Source organism: Streptomyces herbicida (genome assembly GCF_032656585.1).
Lineage (GTDB): Bacteria > Actinomycetota > Actinomycetes > Streptomycetales > Streptomycetaceae > Streptomyces > Streptomyces herbicida.
In genome coordinates this window covers 254088-274675 of record NZ_JAUYWJ010000008.1, presented here as the reverse complement: position 1 = coordinate 274675, position 20588 = coordinate 254088, and the positions used below count along the sequence as shown (strand labels likewise).

Annotated in this window: 20 protein-coding genes; 15 read left to right on the top strand and 5 right to left on the bottom strand. The window is 71.0% G+C overall.

What is annotated here, in order from left to right; translation table 11 throughout:
- The first annotated feature begins 185 nt into the window (after positions 1–185).
- A complete protein-coding gene (gene dnaE / locus Q8A52_RS19090; RefSeq protein WP_316753732.1) occupies positions 186–3725 on the top strand; it encodes a DNA polymerase III subunit alpha in 3540 nt (1179 codons plus the stop codon).
- Between the two features lie 87 nt (positions 3726–3812).
- Here the strand turns inward: dnaE and Q8A52_RS19085 are convergent, their stop codons facing one another.
- Positions 3813–3992 carry a hypothetical protein gene (locus Q8A52_RS19085; RefSeq protein ID WP_316753730.1) on the bottom strand — a complete coding sequence of 60 codons (180 nt, stop codon included), beginning with the start codon at positions 3990–3992 and terminating at the stop codon, positions 3813–3815.
- A gap of 224 nt (positions 3993–4216) precedes the next feature.
- Between Q8A52_RS19085 and Q8A52_RS19080 the strand changes: the two genes are divergently transcribed.
- From Q8A52_RS19080 to Q8A52_RS19065, 4 genes are all read left to right on the top strand, one after another.
- Positions 4217–5434, top strand: coding sequence for an NYN domain-containing protein (locus tag Q8A52_RS19080; RefSeq protein ID WP_316753728.1), 1218 nt, complete (start codon positions 4217–4219; stop codon positions 5432–5434).
- A 59-nt stretch (positions 5435–5493) separates the two neighbouring features.
- Positions 5494–6513 carry an ABC transporter ATP-binding protein gene (locus Q8A52_RS19075; protein ID WP_316753726.1) on the top strand — a complete coding sequence of 340 codons (1020 nt, stop codon included), beginning with the start codon at positions 5494–5496 and terminating at the stop codon, positions 6511–6513.
- A gap of 64 nt (positions 6514–6577) precedes the next feature.
- Positions 6578–7399 carry an ABC transporter permease gene (locus Q8A52_RS19070; protein WP_316753930.1) on the top strand — a complete coding sequence of 274 codons (822 nt, stop codon included), beginning with the start codon at positions 6578–6580 and terminating at the stop codon, positions 7397–7399.
- A 34-nt stretch (positions 7400–7433) separates the two neighbouring features.
- On the top strand, positions 7434–8102 hold the full coding sequence (locus Q8A52_RS19065; RefSeq protein WP_316753723.1) for an AAA family ATPase: 669 nt from the start codon (positions 7434–7436) through the stop codon (positions 8100–8102).
- A gap of 380 nt (positions 8103–8482) precedes the next feature.
- Here Q8A52_RS19065 and ybaK read toward each other — a convergent pair whose 3' ends face one another.
- From ybaK to Q8A52_RS19045, 4 genes are all read right to left on the bottom strand, one after another.
- The gene (gene ybaK / locus Q8A52_RS19060) at positions 8483–8983 is read right to left on the bottom strand and encodes a Cys-tRNA(Pro) deacylase (protein WP_316753722.1); all 501 of its coding nucleotides are present in this window, start codon (positions 8981–8983) and stop codon (positions 8483–8485) included.
- Between the two features lie 13 nt (positions 8984–8996).
- Positions 8997–9737, bottom strand: coding sequence for an LON peptidase substrate-binding domain-containing protein (locus Q8A52_RS19055; protein ID WP_316753719.1), 741 nt, complete (start codon positions 9735–9737; stop codon positions 8997–8999).
- 9 nt (positions 9738–9746) lie between these two features.
- Positions 9747–10796, bottom strand: coding sequence for a hypothetical protein (locus Q8A52_RS19050; protein ID WP_316753718.1), 1050 nt, complete (start codon positions 10794–10796; stop codon positions 9747–9749).
- A 140-nt stretch (positions 10797–10936) separates the two neighbouring features.
- Positions 10937–12517 carry an oxidoreductase gene (locus Q8A52_RS19045; RefSeq protein ID WP_316753716.1) on the bottom strand — a complete coding sequence of 527 codons (1581 nt, stop codon included), beginning with the start codon at positions 12515–12517 and terminating at the stop codon, positions 10937–10939.
- Positions 12518–12694: 177 nt separating this feature from the next.
- On the opposite strand from Q8A52_RS19045, the gene hisD reads away from it, so the two are divergent.
- The 10 genes from hisD to Q8A52_RS18995 all read left to right on the top strand — a co-directional run bounded on the left by hisD (position 12695) and on the right by Q8A52_RS18995 (position 20585).
- The gene (hisD, locus tag Q8A52_RS19040) at positions 12695–14020 is read left to right on the top strand and encodes a histidinol dehydrogenase (protein WP_316753714.1); all 1326 of its coding nucleotides are present in this window, start codon (positions 12695–12697) and stop codon (positions 14018–14020) included.
- On the top strand, positions 14017–15156 hold the full coding sequence (locus Q8A52_RS19035) for a histidinol-phosphate transaminase (RefSeq protein WP_316753712.1): 1140 nt from the start codon (positions 14017–14019) through the stop codon (positions 15154–15156). Before hisD ends, Q8A52_RS19035 begins: the two co-directional genes overlap by 4 nt.
- Positions 15153–15746 (top strand): imidazoleglycerol-phosphate dehydratase HisB, encoded by a 594-nt coding sequence (gene hisB, locus Q8A52_RS19030; RefSeq protein ID WP_030783530.1) that lies wholly within the window; start codon positions 15153–15155, stop codon positions 15744–15746. The genes Q8A52_RS19035 and hisB overlap by 4 nt, the downstream gene beginning before the upstream one ends.
- Before the next feature lie 3 nt (positions 15747–15749).
- Positions 15750–15914, top strand: coding sequence for a hypothetical protein (locus Q8A52_RS19025; protein WP_316753704.1), 165 nt, complete (start codon positions 15750–15752; stop codon positions 15912–15914).
- Positions 15914–16555 (top strand): imidazole glycerol phosphate synthase subunit HisH, encoded by a 642-nt coding sequence (hisH, locus tag Q8A52_RS19020; RefSeq protein ID WP_316753702.1) that lies wholly within the window; start codon positions 15914–15916, stop codon positions 16553–16555. The genes Q8A52_RS19025 and hisH overlap by 1 nt, the downstream gene beginning before the upstream one ends.
- The gene (gene priA, locus Q8A52_RS19015; protein ID WP_316753700.1) at positions 16552–17283 is read left to right on the top strand and encodes a bifunctional 1-(5-phosphoribosyl)-5-((5-phosphoribosylamino)methylideneamino)imidazole-4-carboxamide isomerase/phosphoribosylanthranilate isomerase PriA; all 732 of its coding nucleotides are present in this window, start codon (positions 16552–16554) and stop codon (positions 17281–17283) included. Before hisH ends, priA begins: the two co-directional genes overlap by 4 nt.
- 16 nt (positions 17284–17299) lie before the next feature.
- Entirely contained in the window at positions 17300–17689 is a 390-nt protein-coding gene (locus Q8A52_RS19010) for a RidA family protein (RefSeq protein ID WP_316753698.1), read from the top strand.
- 42 nt (positions 17690–17731) lie between these two features.
- Positions 17732–18487 carry an imidazole glycerol phosphate synthase subunit HisF gene (hisF, locus tag Q8A52_RS19005; RefSeq protein WP_316753696.1) on the top strand — a complete coding sequence of 252 codons (756 nt, stop codon included), beginning with the start codon at positions 17732–17734 and terminating at the stop codon, positions 18485–18487.
- Positions 18488–18726: 239 nt separating this feature from the next.
- Entirely contained in the window at positions 18727–19314 is a 588-nt protein-coding gene (locus Q8A52_RS19000) for an ArsR/SmtB family transcription factor (protein ID WP_316753694.1), read from the top strand.
- A 14-nt stretch (positions 19315–19328) separates the two neighbouring features.
- A complete protein-coding gene (locus tag Q8A52_RS18995) occupies positions 19329–20585 on the top strand; it encodes an MFS transporter (protein ID WP_316753692.1) in 1257 nt (418 codons plus the stop codon).
- Positions 20586–20588 lie beyond the last annotated feature (3 nt).

Genomic DNA, 20588 nt, shown 5'->3' with positions numbered 1-20588 from the left:
GCGTGACGTATGGGACGGATGGGACATCCGTCCGGGCGGGCCTTCCGAACTGTCCCAACGGACGAAGGTACGCGGGAGTGCCCGTCCTGTGTCAGTGCCGGGGCATAGACTTCGACGCTGTCCCCCAGACTGTCCGCAGCCGGTCGGAAGATCGTCGACGCCTGTTTTCCTCGGAGGCCGAAACCGTGTCAAAGCCGCCCTTCACGCACCTGCACGTCCACACCCAGTACTCGCTGCTGGACGGTGCCGCGCGGCTCAAGGACATGTTCAACGCGTGCAACGAAATGGGCATGACGCACATCGCCATGTCCGACCACGGCAACCTCCATGGGGCGTACGACTTCTTCCACACCGCGAAGAAGGCCGGAGTCACCCCGATCATCGGGATCGAGGCCTATGTCGCCCCCGAGTCCCGGCGCAACAAGCGCAAGATCCAGTGGGGCCAGCCGCACCAGAAGAGGGACGACGTCTCCGGTTCGGGCGGTTACACCCACAAGACGATCTGGGCGGCGAACGCGACGGGCCTGCACAACCTCTTCCGCCTCTCCTCGGACGCGTATGCCGAGGGCTGGCTGCAGAAGTGGCCCCGGATGGACAAGGAGACCATCGCCCAGTGGTCGGAGGGGCTCATCGCCTCCACCGGCTGCCCCTCGGGCGAGCTCCAGACCCGGCTGCGCCTCGGCCAGTACGACGAGGCCCTGAAGGCCGCCGCCGACTACCAGGACATCTTCGGCAAGGACCGCTACTTCCTGGAGTTGATGGACCACGGCATCGAGATCGAGCGCCGGGTCCGCGACGGCCTGCTCGAGATCGGCAAGAAGCTCGGCATCCCCCCGCTGGTCACCAACGACTCGCACTACACGTACGCGCACGAGGCGGGCGCCCACGACGCCCTGCTGTGCATCCAGACCGGCAAGAACCTCTCCGACCCCGACCGCTTCAAGTTCGACGGCACCGGCTACTACCTGAAGTCCACGGACGAGATGTACGCCATCGACTCCTCGGACGCCTGGCAGGAGGGCTGCCGCAACACGCTCCTGGTGGCCGAGCAGATCGACACCACGGGCATGTTCGAGAAGCGCGACCTCATGCCCAAGTTCGACATTCCGGAGGGCTACACCGAGGTCACCTGGTTCCAGGAGGAGGTCCGCCGCGGCATGGAGCGCCGCTTCCCCGGCGGCATCCCCGAGGACCGCCAGAAGCAGGCCGACTACGAGATGGACGTCATCATCTCGATGGGCTTCCCCGGCTACTTCCTCGTGGTCGCCGACTTCATCATGTGGGCCAAGAACAACGGCATCGCGGTCGGCCCCGGCCGAGGCTCCGCGGCCGGTTCGATCGTCGCCTACGCCATGGGCATCACCGACCTCGACCCGATCCCGCACGGTCTGATCTTCGAGCGGTTCCTCAACCCCGAGCGCATCTCGATGCCCGATGTCGACATCGACTTCGACGAGCGTCGGCGCGTCGAGGTGATCAGGTACGTGACCGAGAAGTACGGCGCCGACAAGGTCGCCATGATCGGCACCTACGGCACCATCAAGGCCAAGAACGCGATCAAGGACTCCGCGCGCGTGCTGGGCTACCCGTACGCGATGGGCGACCGCATCACCAAGGCCATGCCCGCCGACGTCCTCGGCAAGGGCATCCCGCTGTCCGGCATCACCGACCCCAGCCACCCGCGCTACAGCGAGGCCGGCGAGGTCCGCGGGATGTACGAGAACGAGCCTGACGTGAAGAAGGTCATCGACACCGCGCGCGGTGTGGAGGGCCTGGTCCGGCAGATGGGCGTGCACGCCGCCGGCGTGATCATGTCCAGCGAGACCATCACCGAGCACGTCCCGGTCTGGGTGCGCCATACCGACGGCGTGACCATCACGCAGTGGGACTACCCGAGCTGTGAGTCGCTCGGCCTGCTGAAGATGGACTTCCTGGGCCTGCGCAACCTCACGATCATGGACGACGCCGTCAAGATGGTGAAGGCCAACAAGGGGGTCGACATCGACCTCCTGGGCCTCCCGCTGGACGACCCGACGACCTTCGAACTGCTCCAGCGCGGCGACACCCTCGGCGTCTTCCAGTTCGACGGCGGCCCCATGCGCTCGCTGCTGCGCCTGATGAAGCCCGACAACTTCGAAGACATCTCCGCCGTGTCGGCCCTGTACCGCCCGGGCCCGATGGGCATGAACTCCCACACGAACTACGCGCTGCGCAAGAACAAGCAGCAGGAGATCACGCCGATCCACAAGGAGCTGGAGGAGCCCCTCGAAGAGGTCCTGGCCGTCACCTACGGCCTGATCGTCTACCAGGAGCAGGTGCAGAAGGCCGCCCAGATCATCGCCGGGTACTCGCTCGGCGAGGCCGACATCCTCCGCCGCGTGATGGGCAAGAAGAAGCCCGACGAGCTGGCGAAGAACTTCACCATCTTCCAGGCCGGCGCCCGCAAGAACGGTTACAGCGACGAGGCCATCCAGGCCCTGTGGGACGTGCTGGTCCCCTTCGCCGGCTACGCCTTCAACAAGGCCCACTCGGCGGCGTACGGCCTGGTGTCGTACTGGACCGCGTACCTCAAGGCGAACTACCCCGCCGAGTACATGGCCGCGCTCCTCACCTCCGTCAAGGACGACAAGGACAAGTCGGCGATCTACCTCAACGAGTGCCGCCGCATGGGCATCAAGGTGCTCCCGCCGAACGTCAACGAGTCGGTGCACAACTTCGCCGCCCAGGGCGACGACGTGATCCTCTTCGGCCTCGAAGCGGTGCGCAACGTCGGTACCAACGTGGTCGAGTCGATCATCAAGAGCCGCAAGGCGAAGGGCAAGTACGCCTCCTTCCCCGACTACCTCGACAAGGTCGAGGCTGTCGCGTGCAACAAGCGCACCACGGAATCCCTGATCAAGGCCGGCGCCTTCGACACCATGGGGCACACCCGCAAGGGCCTCACCGCGCAGTACGAGCCGATGATCGACAACGTGGTCGCGGTCAAGCGCAAGGAGGCCGAGGGGCAGTTCGACCTGTTCGGCGGGATGGGCGAGGAGACCAGCAGCGAGCCGGGCTTCGGACTCGACGTCGTCTTCACCGACGACGAGTGGGACAAGACCTACCTGCTCGCCCAGGAGCGGGAGATGCTCGGTCTGTACGTCTCCGACCACCCGCTCTTCGGCCTGGAACACGTGCTCTCCGACAAGGCCGACGCGGGCATCGCCCAGCTCACCGGAGGCGAGCACGCGGACGGCGCGGTCGTCACCATCGGCGGCATCATCTCGGGCCTCCAGCGCAAGATGACCAAGCAGGGCAACGCCTGGGCGATCGCCACGGTGGAGGACCTCGCCGGTTCCATCGAGTGCATGTTCTTCCCGGCGACGTACCAGCTCATCTCGACCCAACTCGTCGAGGACGCGGTCGTGTTCGTCAAGGGCCGGCTCGACAAGCGGGAGGACGTGCCGCGGCTCGTGGCGATGGAGCTGATGGTTCCCGACCTCTCCAACGCGGGCACCAACGCCCCCGTGATCCTGACCATCCCGGCCACCAGGGTCACCCCGCCCATGGTCAGCCGCCTCGGTGAGATCCTCAGCCACCACAAGGGCGACAGCGAGGTCCGCATCAGGCTCCAGGGCCCGCGCAAGACCACGGTCCTGCGCCTCGACCGGCACCGTGTGAAGCCCGATCCGGCCCTGTTCGGAGACCTGAAGGTGCTGCTCGGCCCGTCCTGCCTGGCGGGCTGAGCGACCGGCCCGGCAAAGACATGACCGAGGGGCGTACCCGGCAGCGGGTACGCCCCTCGTCAGTACCTGGGCTCAACAGCCCCGGCTTCAGTTGTGGCCGAAGCTCTTCTTCTGCTTACGGGCAACATCGGCGGGGCTGCCCTGGATGTTCGCCGCCGGAGACTCGTGCGCCTCCGTCGACGTCCGCTGCGCCTGCTCACGGGCCTGCTCTGCCTGCGACGCGCGGGTCTGCTGGCCGCCCTGCTTGCGGTTCTTGTTCTTGGCCATGGTGATCTGCCTCCTGTGGGGGATCTAGGGGCCAGGGCCGGAATCAGATTCACATAGCCTGACAAGAGGCGCATGTCGGATAATTACCGTCTGTGACAGGGTTGGTCGGCGAGCGAGGCCCCGAAACGCCACGCCGAAGATCGAGTTCGGGCCGTTAACCCCCGCGCAGTCGGGCAGACTCGAATCAGGCCCGAAGCAAACCTCCGGGGAAGAGGGTGAGTCGTGTGGACCGATGCATCGTCCTGGTGGACGCCGGGTACCTGCTGGGGGCCGCAGCCAGCCTCCTCGCCGGCGAACCCTCCCGCTCCCGCATCACCGTCGACCACACCGCGCTCATCCAGGCACTGCGCGAGCGCGCCGAGGCCGACACCGAGCGCCCGCTGCTGCGCATCTACTGGTTCGACGGCGCCCCCGACCGCGTCCCCCAACCGGAGCATCGCAGGCTGCGCGTGATGCCCCGGGTCACCGTCCGGCTCGGCGCCCTGACCCGCAGCGACGGACGCTGGGCCCAGAAGGGCGTGGACGCCGCCATGCATGCCGAGCTGACCGAGCTGGCCCGCAACCGCGCCTGCTCCGACGTCGTCCTCGTCACCGGCGACGGCGATCTGCTGCCGGGCATGATGGCCGCCAAGGAGCACGGCGTCGCCGTCCACCTGTGGGCCGTACAGGCCGCCGACGGCGACTACAACCAGTCCGAGGACCTGGTCGCCGAGGCCGACGAACGGCGCGTCCTGGACCGTACTTGGATCACCAAGGCCGTACGCGCCAAGGAGCTCACCGGCATCTGCGCGCCGCCGCCCGCGCCCCGCCCCGAGATCGCCGCGATCCTCTCCGCGCCGCTGCCCGAGTCCTCGCTCGCCGCCGCGGCCGAGCGGCCGCCGGAGGAGGGCGAACACGCGCCGGCCGCCGCGGTCTCGGAGAACGGCACCCAGGAGCGGGTGCCGTCCAAGGGCGTGCCCACCCCCAAGGACCTCGCCGCGCTGAGGGCCCCCGGCGCCCAGCCCGTCCAGCACCCGGCGACCGCGACCCTGCGCTGGTCCTCCGACAAGGGCTGGGTGGACCGCCCGGGCGTGACCGCGGAGTCGGCGGAGGCCGCCTCCATGCCGATGCTGGCCCAGCTGACCACCGCCGAGCAGCGGTGGGCCGACCGGGAGGAGGACATCACCACGGTCGGCGGCGACCCGTACGAGGTGGGACAGGTCTTCGCCCGGCGATGGATCTCCCGGCTCAGCGACCAGAGTCATCTGCAGAAGCTGTCCGGCATGTATCCGCGCATCCCGCACCGCATCGACGGCGAGCTGCTGCGCTACGCGGCCCGCTTCGGACTGCTGGCTCACAAGGACGACCAGATCGACGAGCACGACCGTTACGCCATCCGGGCAGGCTTCTGGCGGGAGATCGACGTCCCCACGGCGGCGGAACATGCGCCCGCTGGAGAATGAACCGAGGTAGGAGGCCCCAAAGGCGAGTAAAGGTCCCGGACCCCGTACTCTCGTCCTTTGTGAACACGCGCTCGGCACAGGCTCTACGGCATTCCGGTGACGTCGTGTGCGCGGTGCGCGGGCTGACCAAGACCTACCCGGCCGTACGCGGACGGCGCGGAACACCGGACGCGCCCGAGGTGCGGGCCACCGACCGGGTGGAGCTGGACGTCCGGCGCGGAGAGATCTTCGGACTGCTCGGGCCGAACGGGGCCGGCAAGTCCACCCTCGTACGCCAGCTGACCGGGCTGCTGCGGCCCGACGCCGGCAGTGTCGAGATCCTCGGCCACGACATCGTGCGTCATCCGGAGCGGGCCTCCCGCATCCTCGCCTACCTCGGCCAGGAATCCACCGCACTCGACGAGCTGACGGTCTCCCTCGCCGTGGAGACCACCGCACGGCTGCGCGGACTGGACCTCGGGCGGGCGCGGACCGAGCGAGACGCCGTCCTCGACGAGCTGGGGCTCACCCCGATCGCCGGGCGGGCGCTGAAGAAGCTGTCCGGCGGGCAGCGGCGGCTCGCCTGCTTCGCCACCGCGCTGGTCGGGGAGCGGCCGCTGCTCGTGCTCGACGAGCCGACCACCGGTATGGACCCGGTGGCCCGGCGCTCCGTGTGGACGGCTGTCGACCGGCGGCGCGCCGAGCGCGGCACGACCGTGCTGCTGGTCACCCACAACGTCATCGAAGCCGAGACCGTGCTCGACCGGGTCGCCGTCCTCGACGAGGGCCGGGTCATCGCCTGCGACACCCCGGCCGGGCTCAAGGAGCGGGTCGACGGCGAGGTGCGCGTCGAGCTGGTGTGGCGGGAGCGGGCGCCGCTGGAGGTGCCCGAGGTCGCCGTGCTGCGGGAGCGGGCCGTGGAGGCCGGGCGCCGCTGGACGCTGCGGCTGGCTCCCGAGGAGGCCCGCGCCGCCGTCGCCACGGTGACCGGCGGGGCCGCGTTCGCCGCTCTGGACGACTTCACGCTCGCCACGCCCAGCCTGGAGGACGTCTACCTGGCGCTCGGCGGTGCCGCACGGCAGGGGCTGGTGAAGGGGTGAGCGGGCGGGGAGCCGTGTGCGTATGGAGCGGCGTGAGATCCGTGACGAAGAGGAGCGGTTCCAGGTGAGTGTCGTACCCGCCGAGGTTCTGCCGGGCAGTGCCGTGGCCGTGGAGGACACGGCGAGGGGTGCGGCCGAGCTCGCGCCGGCCGCCCGGCTGTGGCCGTCGCTGGCGGCCGTGTACCGGGCGCAGCTCTCCCGCGCGCGGGTGGCGCGGATCCCGCTGCTGTTCGTGGCGACCTTCCAGTCGGTCGGCATCATGATCATGATGCGCGGGGTGGTGGACACCCGCGTCGAGGCCCAGTCCGTGGTGGCGGGCTCGTCGGTCGTGGTCGTGGCGTATGTCGCGCTGAACCTGCTCGCCCAGTACTTCGGGCAGCTGCGGGCCGGCGGCGGGCTCGACCACTACGCGACCCTGCCGGTGCCGCCCGCGGCGGTGGTGCTCGGAGCGGCGGGGGCGTATGCGTCCTTCACCGTGCCGGGAACACTTGTGACGGCCGTGTTCGGCTGTGTGCTCTTCGGACTGCCGCTGACCAACCTCTGGATTCTGATGGCCGTGATCCCGCTCGCGGGCGCCGCGCTCGCCGGGCTCGGGGCGGCCTTCGGACTGCTCGCGTCACGGCTCGAACTGGCCACGCTGCTGGGTCAGTTGGGCATGTCGGCGGCGCTGCTGCTCGGTGTGCTGCCGCCCGACCGGATGCCGGAGATCGTGCGGCTGGCCCGGGACCTGCTGCCCTCGACGTACGGGGTGGAGGCCTATGCGCGGACCTTCGGGGCGCATCCCGACTGGGCGCTCGTCGTCGCTGACCTGGGCGTGTGCGCCGCTGTCGGCGTCGTCTCGCTGGCCGTGGCCACCTGGGCGTACCGGCGGGCTGCCGTCCGGTGACGCGCCGCCCGGGCCGACCTGGCACGATGTCAGGGTGACCGCACCGCTGACTCCGCCTCCGCCGCCGCACGACCAGTCCTCGCACCAGGCCTGGCAGGCGCCGCCGCCCGCCGGGGCGGTCGGAGGCGTGTACGAACAGGACGGTCCCGGAATGAAGACCGAAGTGCGCGAGGCGGCCGTGATCACGCTGTCGGTGGCGCTCGGCGGGGTGCTGCTCGGGCTGCTGTGGCTGTGGCTGGCTCCGCATGTGCCGCTGGTCGGGGACCAGGTGGGCCGGGGCTGGGTGGTCTACATCAAGGACACCGAGGGGGAGCAGGCGATCGGGGTGGACGGAACGTTCACGCTGCTCGCCCTGGCCTTCGGAGCGGTCAGCGCGGTCGTCGTCTTCCTCCTGCGCCGGCGCGGGGGTGTGCCGCTGGTGGTGGCGCTGACCCTCGGGGGGCTGCTCGGAGCGCTGCTCGCGTGGCGGCTCGGCGTGTGGCTGGGGCCCGCCCAGGACGTCCTCGCCCACGCCAGGCAGGTCGGCAAGGGTGTCACCTTCTCGGCGCCGCTGAAGCTGGGGGCGAAGGGGGCGCTGCTGGCATGGCCGCTGGCCGCGCTGGTCGTGCACCTCGGACTGACGGCACTGTTCGGTCCCCGGGACCCGGACCCGTACGAGGAGGGTCCGTACCAGCAGGGACCGTACGCGGCGCCGCCCGCGTAGGGCGCTCGGGCGTTTCGGTGCCGGCGGTCTCGTCCTCGTGTGCTGGACGGGCTGGGCGTGCGGGTTGGCGTTGATGTGGGTGGGGGCGGAGGTCCCCGTGTGGGGAGGGGTCCTGTGCCAGCGGGGGCCGTATGCGGTGCCGTCGGCGTAGGGTGCTCGGGCGCTTGGTTCCGGAGGACCCCGTTTCGGCCCGAACGGTCTCGTCGTTCGGCGCCGGACGGGCTGGTCGGGCTGGTCGGGCCGGCCGGCGCCGAGGGGTGGCCGCTACGCCGGTCGCCTCCCGTGGTTCGAGCGGCCCTTCTTGATGCGCCACTTGCGTTTCCGGGTTTTCTTCGACATGTCCCTCGTACTTAACCGAGGAAGGGACGTCCGTCGAGAGGTCAAACGCGCCCGATGGGAGCCAGCGTCGCCCCGGTGAGGCCGGCGAGGTCCGCCGGGGACAGCTCGACCTCCAGGCCGCGGCGGCCCGCCGAGACGCAGATCGTGGTGTGCGCCGAGGCCGACTCGTCCAGGACCGTGGGGAGCTTCTTGCGCTGGCCCAGCGGGGAGATGCCGCCGCGGACATAGCCCGTCGTGCGCTCGGCGAGGACCGGGTCCGCCATCGCCGCCCGCTTGCCCCCGACGGCCGTGGCCAGGGCCTTGAGGTCCAGGGAGCCCGCCACGGGGACGACGGCCACCGTCAGTGTGCCGTCCACGTCCGCCACCAGTGTCTTGAAGACCCGGTCGGGGGAGACGCCCATCGCCTCGGCCGCCTCCTCGCCGTAGGAGGGGTGGCCGGGGTCGTGGTCGTAGGCGTGGACCGTGTAGTCCACGCCCGCGGCCGTCAGCGCCACCGTGGCGGGGGTGCCTGCGGACTGCTGCTTCTTCGACTTCTTCGCCATCGAGGTTCCGGCCTCAGTTCAGACTCGTCGGGCCGCGCGTCAGGTCCGACGCCGGCAACGACGGCAGGTTACGGATGATGGCCGTCTCCGAGCGAAGGAGTTTCAGCTCGTCCCGCAGGCGGGCGGCCGTGTCCGGAGCCTGGAGCAGGCGCTGCTTCGTCGGGGTGTCCAGCATCATCGCCGCCGCCACGAGGTAGGAGACCACCGCCGGTTCGTCCGGGAGTTCCCCGTTCGTGGACAGCGAGCGTTCCCGCGCGCCCGCCAGGCGCTTCTGGTACTGCCGGAACGCGCGCAGCACCCCCTCCGCCAGCGTGCCCGCCCCGTCGCCCGGCTCCTCCGGCAGCTCCTCCAGCTCGGCCGTCAGGAACGCGCCCGAGGAGTCCACCGACAGCAGCCGCACCCGGGTCGTGCCGGTCGCCAGCACCTCGAAGGTGCCGCCCGGCCGCTCCCGGATGGTCGCCGCGTCGGCCACACAGCCCACCGCGTTGAAGGCCTTGGCCGGTTCGGTGCCGAAGCCCGCCGCCGGGCCGCGCTCGGGCACGGCCGTCGGGTCCGGCATGCCCGGTGCGCTCGGCGCCACCTCGTAGCCGTCGCGGATCGCCACGACGGCGAACCGGCGCGGCTCGTCCTCGGGGGTCTTCAGCAGTTCGCGCATCATGGCGCGATAGCGCTCCTCGAAGACGTTCAAAGGGAGCACGAGCCCCGGGAACAGCACCGAGTTCAGCGGGAAGAGGGGGAGACGGACGGTGGTCACTGCGCCACCCTAATGGTCACCGGCGTGGGCATGTCCGCCGTGCCCGGTCCGTGGGCGCCGGGGGCCCGGGATCAGCCGCTTCTGCGGCGCCGGGCGGACCGTCGTCAGGAGTTCGGCGCGCAGCCGCAGGAAGTGGCCCAGCGGGTCGTCCGACAGCCGGTCCCAGGGGAAGGACGTGGCGTACGGGCCGATCAGCCGCAGTTGGGCCAGGGCGTCCTGACGGCGGCCCAGCGTGACGAGGACGTACGTCAGTTTGTTGCGGATCTCGGCCGGCCAGGGGTCCGCCGCCGGGAACCGGGCGGAGAGCGCGATCGCCCGGTCGGCCGCCGCGTCCAGCCGCTCCCGCGGCACCTGGGCTCCGCAGTCGTCGCTCAGATAGCCGAGGGCCGCCCGCGCGGGCAGAGCCTGGACCAGCGAGTCCGGCGGGGCGTCCTGCGCGGCCAGATCGGCGAAGTCGAAGCACTCGCGGTGGGAACCGTGCCAGGAGGCGGCCAGATAGCGCAGGGCCGCCACATGACAGCCGTAGTGGTGCGGGGCCCGCCGGACCGCCGCCCCCCACAGCTCCTCGAAGTACTTGGGCCCGGCGTTCGAGCCGCGTGCGTGGTCCAGCGCGATGCGCCACGGCACCGGGTCGCGGTCGTCGGCGCGCGCGGCGGCCGTGATCAGGGGGCTTACGGTGCGCAGCAGCTCGGCGCGGGCCGGTGACGGCCAGGCGCGGTCCACCGCCAGCTGGGCCCTGACCAGCAGCCCGCCGGGGTCGTCCGGGGCGGCCCTGTGCCACTCCTCGAACCACTCGGCACGCGAACGGGCGAAGGCGGCCAGGCGTCGTGTGTACCGGTCGCGGTTCTCCCACTCGGCGGCCGCGCGGGTGGCGGCGAGCAACTCGGCAGCGGTACGGAACTCGCCCCTCCCGGCCGCGACGAGGGCGGGGCCGAGGCGGTCGTCGGGCGCGTCGAGCAGCACCTCGTCATCGGCCGGCGGTTCGGCCGGGAACGAGGCGATCCTCTTCATCCGGGTGGGGCGGATGAAAGCGGGCAGCAGAGCCATGGTGTCGACCATTGAAAGTCCGCAGGTCCGGGACGCGCCAGGGGGTATGCCCAACCTGAGGAAAGTTGTACGCGCACCGGTCAAGGCCGGGTAAAAGGTGACTGTTCCGTCCCTGTCGGGTCCCTGCCACAGGGCCTGGCGCCACCGGGGCCCTAACCGCGCCTGAGCAGCCGTGTCGCCCCCGCCGCCACCGTCGTCGCCAGGATCCAGCCCAGCAGGATCATCGCCGCGGCCAGCCACTGCCAGCCGCCGCGCAGCTGCCACTGGCCCACCTGGCCGAGGTCTATCACCGGCAGCAGCAGGTCGAGGGTGAACAGCGCCGGGTTCCAGGCCGGGTGCCCACCGCCGGAGTTCATCGGCGGATGGCTGGCGTGCGCGAAGGCGAGCGTGCCCGCCGCCCACAGCACCGCCATCCACACGGCCGCCCGGCCCGGCCGGTAGCCATAGGCCACCGTCCAGTCCTGGACGTATCCCCAGAACTTGGCGGCCAGCGGCAGCGTCTCCCGGCGCCGGCGCTGCTTGGCGAGCAGCACCTCGCGGGCGTCCTCGTCCTCGCCGGCCCCCCGCAGCACGGTGGCGAGCCGCTCGTACGGCTCCGGGTTGTACTCGGCGGTCGCCGCCGCCACCCAGTCCAGCCGCCGGTTCAGCGGGAACGGGCCCTGCGGCACCAGGTTCTCGTACGCGAAGCCGCCCATGTGCAGATTGCCCGGCCCCGGCCAGCTGGCCGCGCGGTCCACGAGGTTGACCGTCCGCGCGCCCGACAGCACCACCTTGCCCCGCTGCGGTGTGTCCCCGAGGAAGCGCAGCTCGGGCGTCTGCACCCGGCGCAGCGACAGCTCCTGGTCGTCGGTGAAGGTGAACCGCGCCCGCTCCAGGTCGACCGCGTCGCCGAACCGCCCGTCGTCCAGCCGCACCCCGCCCTGGCACTCGAACCGCTGGATCCGCGTCCCGCGCGCGGGGGTCGTGCCGCTCAGCAGCGGGCTGCCCACGCCGGCCGGCGTCAGATACAGCGTGCGCTCGACCGTGAGCTGCGGCGCGTTCAGGGCGAGCCGTGAGTACGGATTGAGCAGCCGGGCGCCGCGCAGGCTCAGCGAGACCCCGACCTTGGCCCCGCGCAGGCTCAGCTCGCCGTGCGACTCCAGGAGCTCCGCCTGTAAGTCCTGGCCGACGGTCATCCCGTCCCCGGCGATCGAGCGGCCGCTGCGGTCCCGGTAGACGACCGCCTGGTTGAGCAGCAGATCCGTGCCGATGTGCGCGTCGGTCAGCCGGACGCCGTTGTGGAAGCGGCAGCGCGGCAGATGCAGATCTCCCTCGGTGTGCACCCGGGCCGCCTCCAGGCGGGGCATCGAGCAGTTCACGAACCGCGCGGTCGTGAAGCGGGCCTCCGGCAGCAGGACCTCCTGGTCGAAACGGCAGTCCCGCAGCTCCAGGTACGGCATGACCGTGCCGCCCGCCAGGTCCAGGGCGCCGGTGATGCGCACGCCGGCGAGCTTGAGCGAGGACACGCGGCCGGCCAGCGCGGGCGGACCGTCGAGCAGCAGCCAGCACAACATCCGGGCCCGCACGGTCCGCTCCGGTCCCCAGGGATGACCGCCGTGCGGGTCGTCCACGACGGCGTCCCCGCTGCTCAGGTCGTACACACTGCCGTTGCGGAAGGCCTGCCACATGCCGGCCTCGGCGGCGGTCAGATCGTCCGGCAGGTCCCCGGCGCGCAGGCCGGCCCCCTCGGTCACTGCTCTTCCTTCTTCCTCAACTACTCGCGAGTCGCAACTTTGTACAACCGTTCATGCCCGCTGAGTGACGTCCCGAACGCTAGACGTGAAGGGGATCTTCCGGGTTCCGGCCAGGTTCTGTATCAGCCATTGATACGCGCGGACGGCGGCCGACGCCGGTCTGAGAGAATTGGGGCTGTGATCTCCCGAATCGATCTGCGCGGCGACGCCCTTCCCGAGGGCCCCGCCCTGCGCGACCTGCTGCCCCGAGCCGACTTCGACGTTCAGGCCGCCCTCGAGAAGGTGCGTCCGATCTGCGAAGCCGTGCATCATCGGGGCGACGCGGCGCTGATCGACTTCGCGGAGAGGTTCGACGGCGTCCGGCTCGAATCCGTGCGGGTCCCGGCGCAGGCGCTCGCCGACGCCCTGGAGTCCCTCGACCCGGCCGTGCGCGCGGCCCTCGAGGAGTCCATCCGGCGCGCCCGTCTCGTCCACCGCGCCCAGCGTCGTACGGCGCACACGACCCAGGTCGTGCCCGGCGGCTCGGTGACCGAAAAGTGGGTGCCGGTCGAGCGCGTCGGGCTGTATGCACCCGGTGGCCGCTCCGTCTACCCCTCCTCCGTGATCATGAACGTGGTGCCCGCGCAGGAGGCGGGCGTCGGATCGGTCGCGCTGGCCTCACCGGCCCAGGCGGACTTCGGCGGCCTGCCGCACCCGACGATCCTCGCGGCGTGCGCGCTGCTCGGCGTCGACGAGGTCTACGCCGCGGGCGGCGCCACCGCCGTCGCGATGTTCGCGTACGGCACCGAGTCCTGCCCGCCCGCCAACATGGTCACCGGCCCCGGCAACATCTGGGTCGCCGCCGCCAAGCGCTTCTTCACGGGCAGGATCGGCATCGACGCGGAGGCCGGTCCGACCGAGATCGCCGTCCTCGCGGACGACACCGCCGACCCGGTGCACTTGGCCGCCGACCTGATCAGCCAGGCCGAGCACGACCCGCTCGCGGCGGCCGTGCTGGTCACCGACTCGGTCGAGCTGGCCGACGCGGTGGAGAAGGAGCTGGAGCCGCAGATCGCGGCCACCCGGCACATCGACGACCGGATCGTCCCCGCGCTGCGCGGCAGGCAGTCCGCGATCGTGCTGGTCGACGGCGTCGAAGAGGGACTCAGAGTGGTCGACGCGTACGGCGCGGAGCACCTGGAGATCCAGACGGCGGACGCGGCCGCCGTTGCCGACCGGGTCAAGAACGCCGGTGCGATCTTCATCGGCCCCTGGGCGCCCGTCTCGCTGGGCGACTACGCGGCGGGCTCCAACCACGTCCTGCCGACCGGCGGCTGCGCCTGCCACTCCTCGGGCCTGTCCGTCCAGTCCTTCCTGCGCGGCATCCACATCGTCGACTACACGAAGGACGCGCTGGCCGAGGTCGCGCACCACGTGGTGACGCTGGCGGAGGCGGAGGACCTGCCCGCGCACGGCGCGGCGATCAAGGCAAGGTTCGGGTGGAAGGTACCGACGAGCAAGTGAGCTTCGGAATCGACGATCTCCCCGTACGGGACGAGCTGCGCGGCAAGTCCCCCTACGGCGCGCCCCAGCTGGACGTCCCCGTACGGCTGAACACGAACGAGAACCCGTACCCGCTGCCCGAGCCGCTGGTCGAGCGGATCACGGAGCGGGTGCGCGAGGCCGCCCGCAATCTGAACCGCTACCCCGACCGGGACGCGGTCCAGCTGCGCACCGAGCTGGCGGCCTACCTGACGAAGACGGGCAAGTACCCGCTCGGCATGGAGAACGTCTGGGCGGCCAACGGCTCCAACGAGGTCATCCAGCAGCTGCTGCAGACCTTCGGCGGACCGGGCCGTACGGCGATCGGCTTCGAGCCGTCGTACTCGATGCACCCGCTCATCGCGCGCGGCACGGGCACCGGCTGGATCTCCGGCCCCCGCAACGAGGACTTCACCATCGACCTCGCGGCGGCCCGGCGGGCCATCGCCGAGCACCGGCCCGACGTCGTCTTCATCACCACCCCCAACAACCCCACGGGCAACACGGTCCCGCCCGAGACGGTGCTCGCGCTCTACGACGCGGCGCAGGCGGCCAAGCCGTCGATGGTCGTCGTCGACGAGGCCTACATCGAGTTCAGCCACGGCGACTCGCTGCTGCCGCTGCTCGAGGGCCGGCCGCAGCTCGTCGTCTCGCGGACCATGTCGAAGGCCTTCGGGGCGGCGGGTCTGCGCCTCGGCTACCTCGCCGCGCACCCGGCGGTGGTGGACGCCGTACAGCTCGTACGACTGCCGTACCACCTCTCGGCGGTGACCCAGGCGACCGCGCTGGCCGCCCTGGAGCACACCGACACGCTGCTCAAGTACGTCGAGCAGCTCAAGTCGGAGCGGGACCGGCTGGTGAGCGAGCTGCGGGCGATCGGCTACGCCGTCACGGAGTCCGACGCGAACTTCGTGCAGTTCGGCCGGTTCGAGGACTCCCACACCGCCTGGCAGAAGATCCTCGACCGGGGTGTCCTGGTCCGGGACAACGGTGTACCCGGGTGGCTGCGGGTGTCCGCCGGAACCCCGGAGGAGAACGACGCGTTCCTCGACGCGGTACGTGACTTGCAGTGTTTTGTGGGGGACACCCCCACTCCCCCGAAGGAGCTGGACGCATGAGCCGCGTTGGACGCGTGGAGCGGACCACCAAGGAGACCTCGGTCCTGGTCGAGATAGACCTCGACGGCACCGGGAGGACCGACATCGCGACGGGCGTCGGCTTCTACGACCACATGCTCGACCAGCTCGGCCGGCACGGTCTGTTCGACCTGACCGTGAAGACCGACGGCGATCTGCACATCGACTCGCACCACACCATCGAGGACACCGCCCTCGCGCTGGGCGCGGCCTTCAAGCAGGCCCTCGGCGACAAGGTGGGGATCTACCGCTTCGGCAACTGCACGGTGCCACTGGACGAGTCCCTCGCCCAGGTCACCGTCGACCTGTCCGGCCGCCCGTACCTCGTGCACACCGAGCCCGAGAACATGGCGCCGATGATCGGCGAGTACGACACCACGATGACCCGGCACATCCTGGAGTCCTTCGTCGCCCAGGCACAGATCGCACTGCATGTGCACGTGCCCTACGGGCGCAACGCACACCACATCGTGGAGTGCCAGTTCAAGGCGCTGGCGCGGGCACTGCGCTACGCCAGCGAGCGTGACCCGCGCGCGGCGGGCATTCTGCCGTCCACGAAGGGTGCGCTGTAAACCATGAACGGTCTGTCCACGGTCCTGATCGTCGTCGGCCTCTTCCTGGTCGGCGGCATCATCTCCTTCGTCAAGCAGAAGATGCCCACGAGCCTGATCGTGCTGCTCTCGATCGGCGCGGCGATGTGTCTGGTCGCGGGCGTGCTGCGGCTGGAGGTGTGGAACTGATGAGCGCGCCGAAGAAGGTCGTGGTCTTCGACTACGGATTCGGCAACGTCCGCTCCGCCGAACGCGCCCTCGCCCGCGCGGGAGCCGACGTCGAGATAACGCGCGACTTCGACGCGGCCATGAACGCCGACGGCCTGCTGGTGCCGGGCGTCGGCGCCTACGCCGCCTGTATGCAGGGCCTGCGTGAGGCCCGCGGTGACTGGATCATCGACCGCCGGTTGTCGGGCGGGCGCCCGGTGATGGGCATCTGCGTCGGCATGCAGATCCTGTTCGCGCGGGGCATCGAGCACGGCGTGGAGACCGAGGGCCTCGACGAGTGGCCCGGCTCGGTCGAGCCGCTCCAGGCCGAGATCGTGCCCCACATGGGCTGGAACACCGTCGAGGCGCCCGCCGACTCCGAGCTGTTCGCCGGCCTGGACGCGGACGCGCGCTTCTACTTCGTGCACTCCTACGCGGTCCACGACTGGTCCCTGGAGACGCACAACTCCACCATGCACGCGCCCAGGGTGACCTGGTCGACCCATGGCAAACCCTTCGTGGCCGCCGTGGAGAACGGCGCCCTGTGGGCCACGCAGTTCCACCCCGAGAAGTCCGGCGACGCCGGAGCCCAGCTCCTCACCAACTGGATCGGAACACTGTGAGCAAGCTCGAACTCCTCCCCGCCGTCGACGTCCGGGACGGACAGGCCGTCCGTCTTGTGCACGGCGAGTCCGGGACCGAGACCTCCTACGGCTCCCCTCTCGAGGCCGCCCTCGCCTGGCAGCGCTCGGGCGCCGAGTGGCTGCACCTCGTCGACCTGGACGCCGCGTTCGGCACCGGCGACAACCGTGCGCTGATCGCCGAGGTCGCCGAGCGCATGCAGGAGATGCACATCAAGGTGGAGCTGTCCGGCGGCATCCGTGACGACGACACCCTCGCGGCCGCGCTGGCCACCGGCTGCACCCGGGTGAACCTCGGCACCGCCGCGCTGGAGACCCCGGAGTGGGTCGCCAAGGTCATCGCCGAGCACGGCGACAAGATCGCGGTCGGTCTCGACGTCCGCGGCACGACCCTGCGCGGCCGCGGCTGGACCCGCGACGGCGGCGACCTCTACGAGACGCTGGAGCGCCTCAACAAGGAGGGCTGCGCCCGCTACGTCGTCACGGACATCGCCAAGGACGGCACCCTGCAGGGCCCGAACCTGGAGCTGCTGAAGAACGTCTGCGCGGCGACCGACAGGCCGGTCGTGGCTTCGGGCGGCGTGTCGTCCCTGGACGACCTGCGGGCCATCGCCGAGCTGGTACCCCTCGGTGTCGAGGGCGCCATCGTCGGGAAGGCCCTGTACGCGAAGGCGTTCACACTGGAAGAGGCCTTGGAGGCTACGTCTTGAAAACGGACTCAGTGTCATGAGCGATGCCGTACGGCGCGTGCAGAGCGGAAGTCCCTGGGAAGAGAGTTTCGGCTTCGCACGTGCCGTCGCGGCGGGTGACCGTGTGCTGGTGGCCGGTACGTCGGCCTTCCGGGGCCGGGTGCTGTACGGGGAGGGCGACCCGTACGAACAGGCCAAGGTGGCCTTCACCAGTGCGCTCGAATCGATCGCCGAGTTCGGGCTCGGTCCCGAGTCGGTGCTCAGGACCCGCATGTATCTGACCCATCTGCGGGACGTCGACGAGGTGGGCCGGGCCCACAAGGAGCTGTTCGACTCCGTGCGCCCTGTCTCGACCCTGCTGGTCGTGGAGGGCTTCGTCGATCCGCGCATCCTGGTCGAAGTGGAACTGGAAGCCTTCAGAGGCTGAAGCAGCCTTCAGAGGCAAGAAGCAGTAAGGGAGCCTGGATTCATGACCCTGGCGGTCCGAGTCATCCCCTGCCTGGACGTGGACAACGGCCGGGTCGTCAAGGGCGTCAACTTCCAGAACCTGCGCGACGCGGGCGACCCCGTCGAGATGGCGAAGGTGTACGACGCCGAGGGCGCCGACGAGCTGACGTTCCTGGACATCACCGCGTCCTCGGGCAACCGTGAGACGACGTACGACGTGGTGCGCCGCACCGCCGAGCAGGTGTTCATCCCGCTCACGGTCGGCGGCGGTGTGCGCACGGCGGAGGACGTCGACAAGCTGCTCCGCGCGGGCGCGGACAAGGTCGGCGTGAACACGGCCGCGATCGCCCGGCCCGACCTGATCCGCGAGATCGCCGAGCGGTTCGGCCGGCAGGTCCTGGTGCTGTCGGTGGACGCGCGCCGGACCGAGTCGGGCTCCTTCGAGGTGACGACGCACGGCGGCCGCAAGGGCACCGGCATCGACGCCGTCGAGTGGGCGCACCGGGCCGCCGAGCTCGGCGCGGGGGAGATCCTGCTCAACTCGATGGACGCGGACGGCACGAAGGACGGCTACGACCTGGAAATGATCGCGACCGTGCGCAAGCACGTCACGGTCCCGGTCATCGCCTCCGGCGGCGCCGGCCGGCTCGCTCACTTCCCACCGGCCGTCGCGGCGGGCGCGGACGCGGTCCTGGCCGCTTCGGTCTTCCACTTCGGCGACCTGCGCATCGCCGAGGTGAAGCAGGCCCTGAGGGAGGCGGGCCACCCGGTTCGGTGACGCTGCGCTGAGCTTTGGCCCCGGTTGCTTGGCGGCAGCCGGGGCTTCGGCGTGGGTGGGGGCGAAAGGGCAGTTGTGCCCGCTGACGTCTCGCAGGCTTCCCGCTGACGTCTCGCCGGCTTCCTGCGGCGATCGCGGCGGGCGCGGGTCTGCGGCCGGGGGCCCTTCCCAGGTCGATGCGAAAGGAAAGTTGCGCAAAATCTGTTGTGCAATTTTTCTTTCGTACCTACGGTGAGGGCATGGCAGGCAAGGAGAACCGTCGGATCACGGACGTGGGGACGCTGAAGGCGCTGGCGCATCCGTTGCGGGCGAATCTGTACCGGCTGTTGTGCGTCGAGCGGATCGCCACCGCGTCGCAGCTGGCCGAGCACGTGGACGAGGCCGTGTCCCTAGTCAGCTACCACCTGCGCAAGCTCGCCGAGCACGGGCTGATCGAGGAGGCGGAGCCGCAGACCGCCGACGGGCGGGAGCGATGGTGGCAGCCCGCCTCGGACGGGGTGAGCATCCGGGACGAGGACTTCCGGGGCGAGCCGGGAAAGGCCGCCGCCCATCTGGCGGCCACCCGCCTCTTCCACGACCAGCGCACCGACCGCTACCACCGCTACCTCGACGAACGCCCCGCCTGGAGCGCCGAATGGAACACCGCGTCCGTGGACAACGAGTCCTGGATGCGCCTCACCCCGGCGGAACTCACCGCGCTGAAGCAGGAGTTGGAGGCGCTCCTGCGCAGGTACGACGAGCAGGGCCGGGCCGCCGAAGCCGCGGGCGGGACCGAGGGGCGCGAACACGTCGCGCTGTACATGTACGGATTCCCCTTCCGCGTCTGAGAGAGGCCACCGCCGTGACCACCGTGTCCGCGACACCCGTCGAGCAGCACGTTCCCGGCCGCCCCGCCCACCGCGACCCCGACGTCCTGCGCTGGCTGAGCGCCTACACCTTCTCGATGCTCGGCGACAGCGTGTACTACATCGCCCTGTCCTGGGCCGCCGTACAGGCCGGAACCCCCTCGCAGGCCGGCATCGTGATGGCGGTCAGCGCGCTGCCGCGGGCCCTGCTGATGCTGGGCGGCGGAGTGCTGGCCGACCGGCTGGGGCCGCGACGGGTCGTCATCGCCAGCGACGCGGTCCGCTGCGCTGCCGTCCTCGCGGTGGCCGCGCTGCTGTACCTCGCCGGCCCCGGACTGTGGCCGCTGGCCCTGCTCGCCCTGGTCTTCGGCACCGTCGACGCCGTGTTCATGCCCGCCGTGGGCGCGCTCCCCGCGCGGATCACCACCAGGGACCAGCTGGCCCGGGTGCAGGGCATGCGCGGCCTCGCGATCCGCTTCGCGAGCGTCGTCGGCGCCCCGCTCGGCGGACTCGGCGTGGCGGTCGGCGGCGCGGCGGCCGCGTTCGGGCTGGCCGGGCTGCTCATCGCGGTGTCGGTGCCCCTGCTGGTGTCCGTACGGGTCCGGGAGCTGCCGGCGGACGACAGGGCAGGGGCGCGGCAGGACACCGCCTGGCGGGACCTCCGGGCCGGGCTGGCCCACATCCGCCGCCATCGCGTCCTGGCTCCCCTGATGCTGGCCATCGCCCTCGGCGACTTCGGCTTCGTCGGCCCGTTCAACGTCGGTCTGACCCTGCTGGCCGACGAGCGCGGCTGGGGCGCCTCCGGGATGGGCGCGGTGCTCGCGGGGTTCGGTGTGGGCGCCGGTGCGGCCTCCGTGCTGCTGACCGTCCGGGGGCGGCTGCCGCGCGCCGGGCTGGTCACCGGGTGCGCGATCCTCGCCGGGTCCGTCGCGATCGGCGCCCTGGCCTTCGTCCCGAGCCTCGCCGGGGCCGTCGGGGTGGCCCTGCTCGTGGGGCTCCTGGCGGGGCTCAGCGGGGCGCTGTGCGGCGCCCTGCTGCAGACCGTCGCCGACCCCGCCTACCTGGGCCGCGTCACCGCCGTCTCCGGCCTGGTCAGTCTCGGCCTCGCCCCGCTGAGCATGCCCCTCGCCGCCGCCGCGATCGGCGCCTGGGGCCTGGGCCCGGTCTACGTCGTCAGCGCCGCCGTGTGCGGGCTCGGCGGAGTCGTCGCCCTGTGCGTACCGGGCCTGCGCCGCGCCGAACTGCCCCGCTGAGGC

What these genes read in the sequence shown, in the direction of transcription:
- ybaK (WP_316753722.1), bottom strand. Translation starts at nt 8,983, where the DNA reads ATGGCGAAGAAGTCGAAGAAGCAGCAGTCCGCAGGCACCCCCGCCACG.
- Q8A52_RS19000 (WP_316753694.1), top strand. Translation starts at nt 18,727, where the DNA reads ATGGCAGGCAAGGAGAACCGTCGGATCACGGACGTGGGGACGCTGAAG.
- Q8A52_RS19010 (WP_316753698.1), top strand. Translation starts at nt 17,300, where the DNA reads ATGAGCGATGCCGTACGGCGCGTGCAGAGCGGAAGTCCCTGGGAAGAG.
- hisH (WP_316753702.1), top strand. Translation starts at nt 15,914, where the DNA reads ATGAGCGCGCCGAAGAAGGTCGTGGTCTTCGACTACGGATTCGGCAAC.
- hisF (WP_316753696.1), top strand. Translation starts at nt 17,732, where the DNA reads ATGACCCTGGCGGTCCGAGTCATCCCCTGCCTGGACGTGGACAACGGC.
- Q8A52_RS19050 (WP_316753718.1), bottom strand. Translation starts at nt 10,796, where the DNA reads ATGGTCGACACCATGGCTCTGCTGCCCGCTTTCATCCGCCCCACCCGG.
- hisB (WP_030783530.1), top strand. Translation starts at nt 15,153, where the DNA reads ATGAGCCGCGTTGGACGCGTGGAGCGGACCACCAAGGAGACCTCGGTC.
- Q8A52_RS19025 (WP_316753704.1), top strand. Translation starts at nt 15,750, where the DNA reads ATGAACGGTCTGTCCACGGTCCTGATCGTCGTCGGCCTCTTCCTGGTC.
- Q8A52_RS19085 (WP_316753730.1), bottom strand. Translation starts at nt 3,992, where the DNA reads ATGGCCAAGAACAAGAACCGCAAGCAGGGCGGCCAGCAGACCCGCGCG.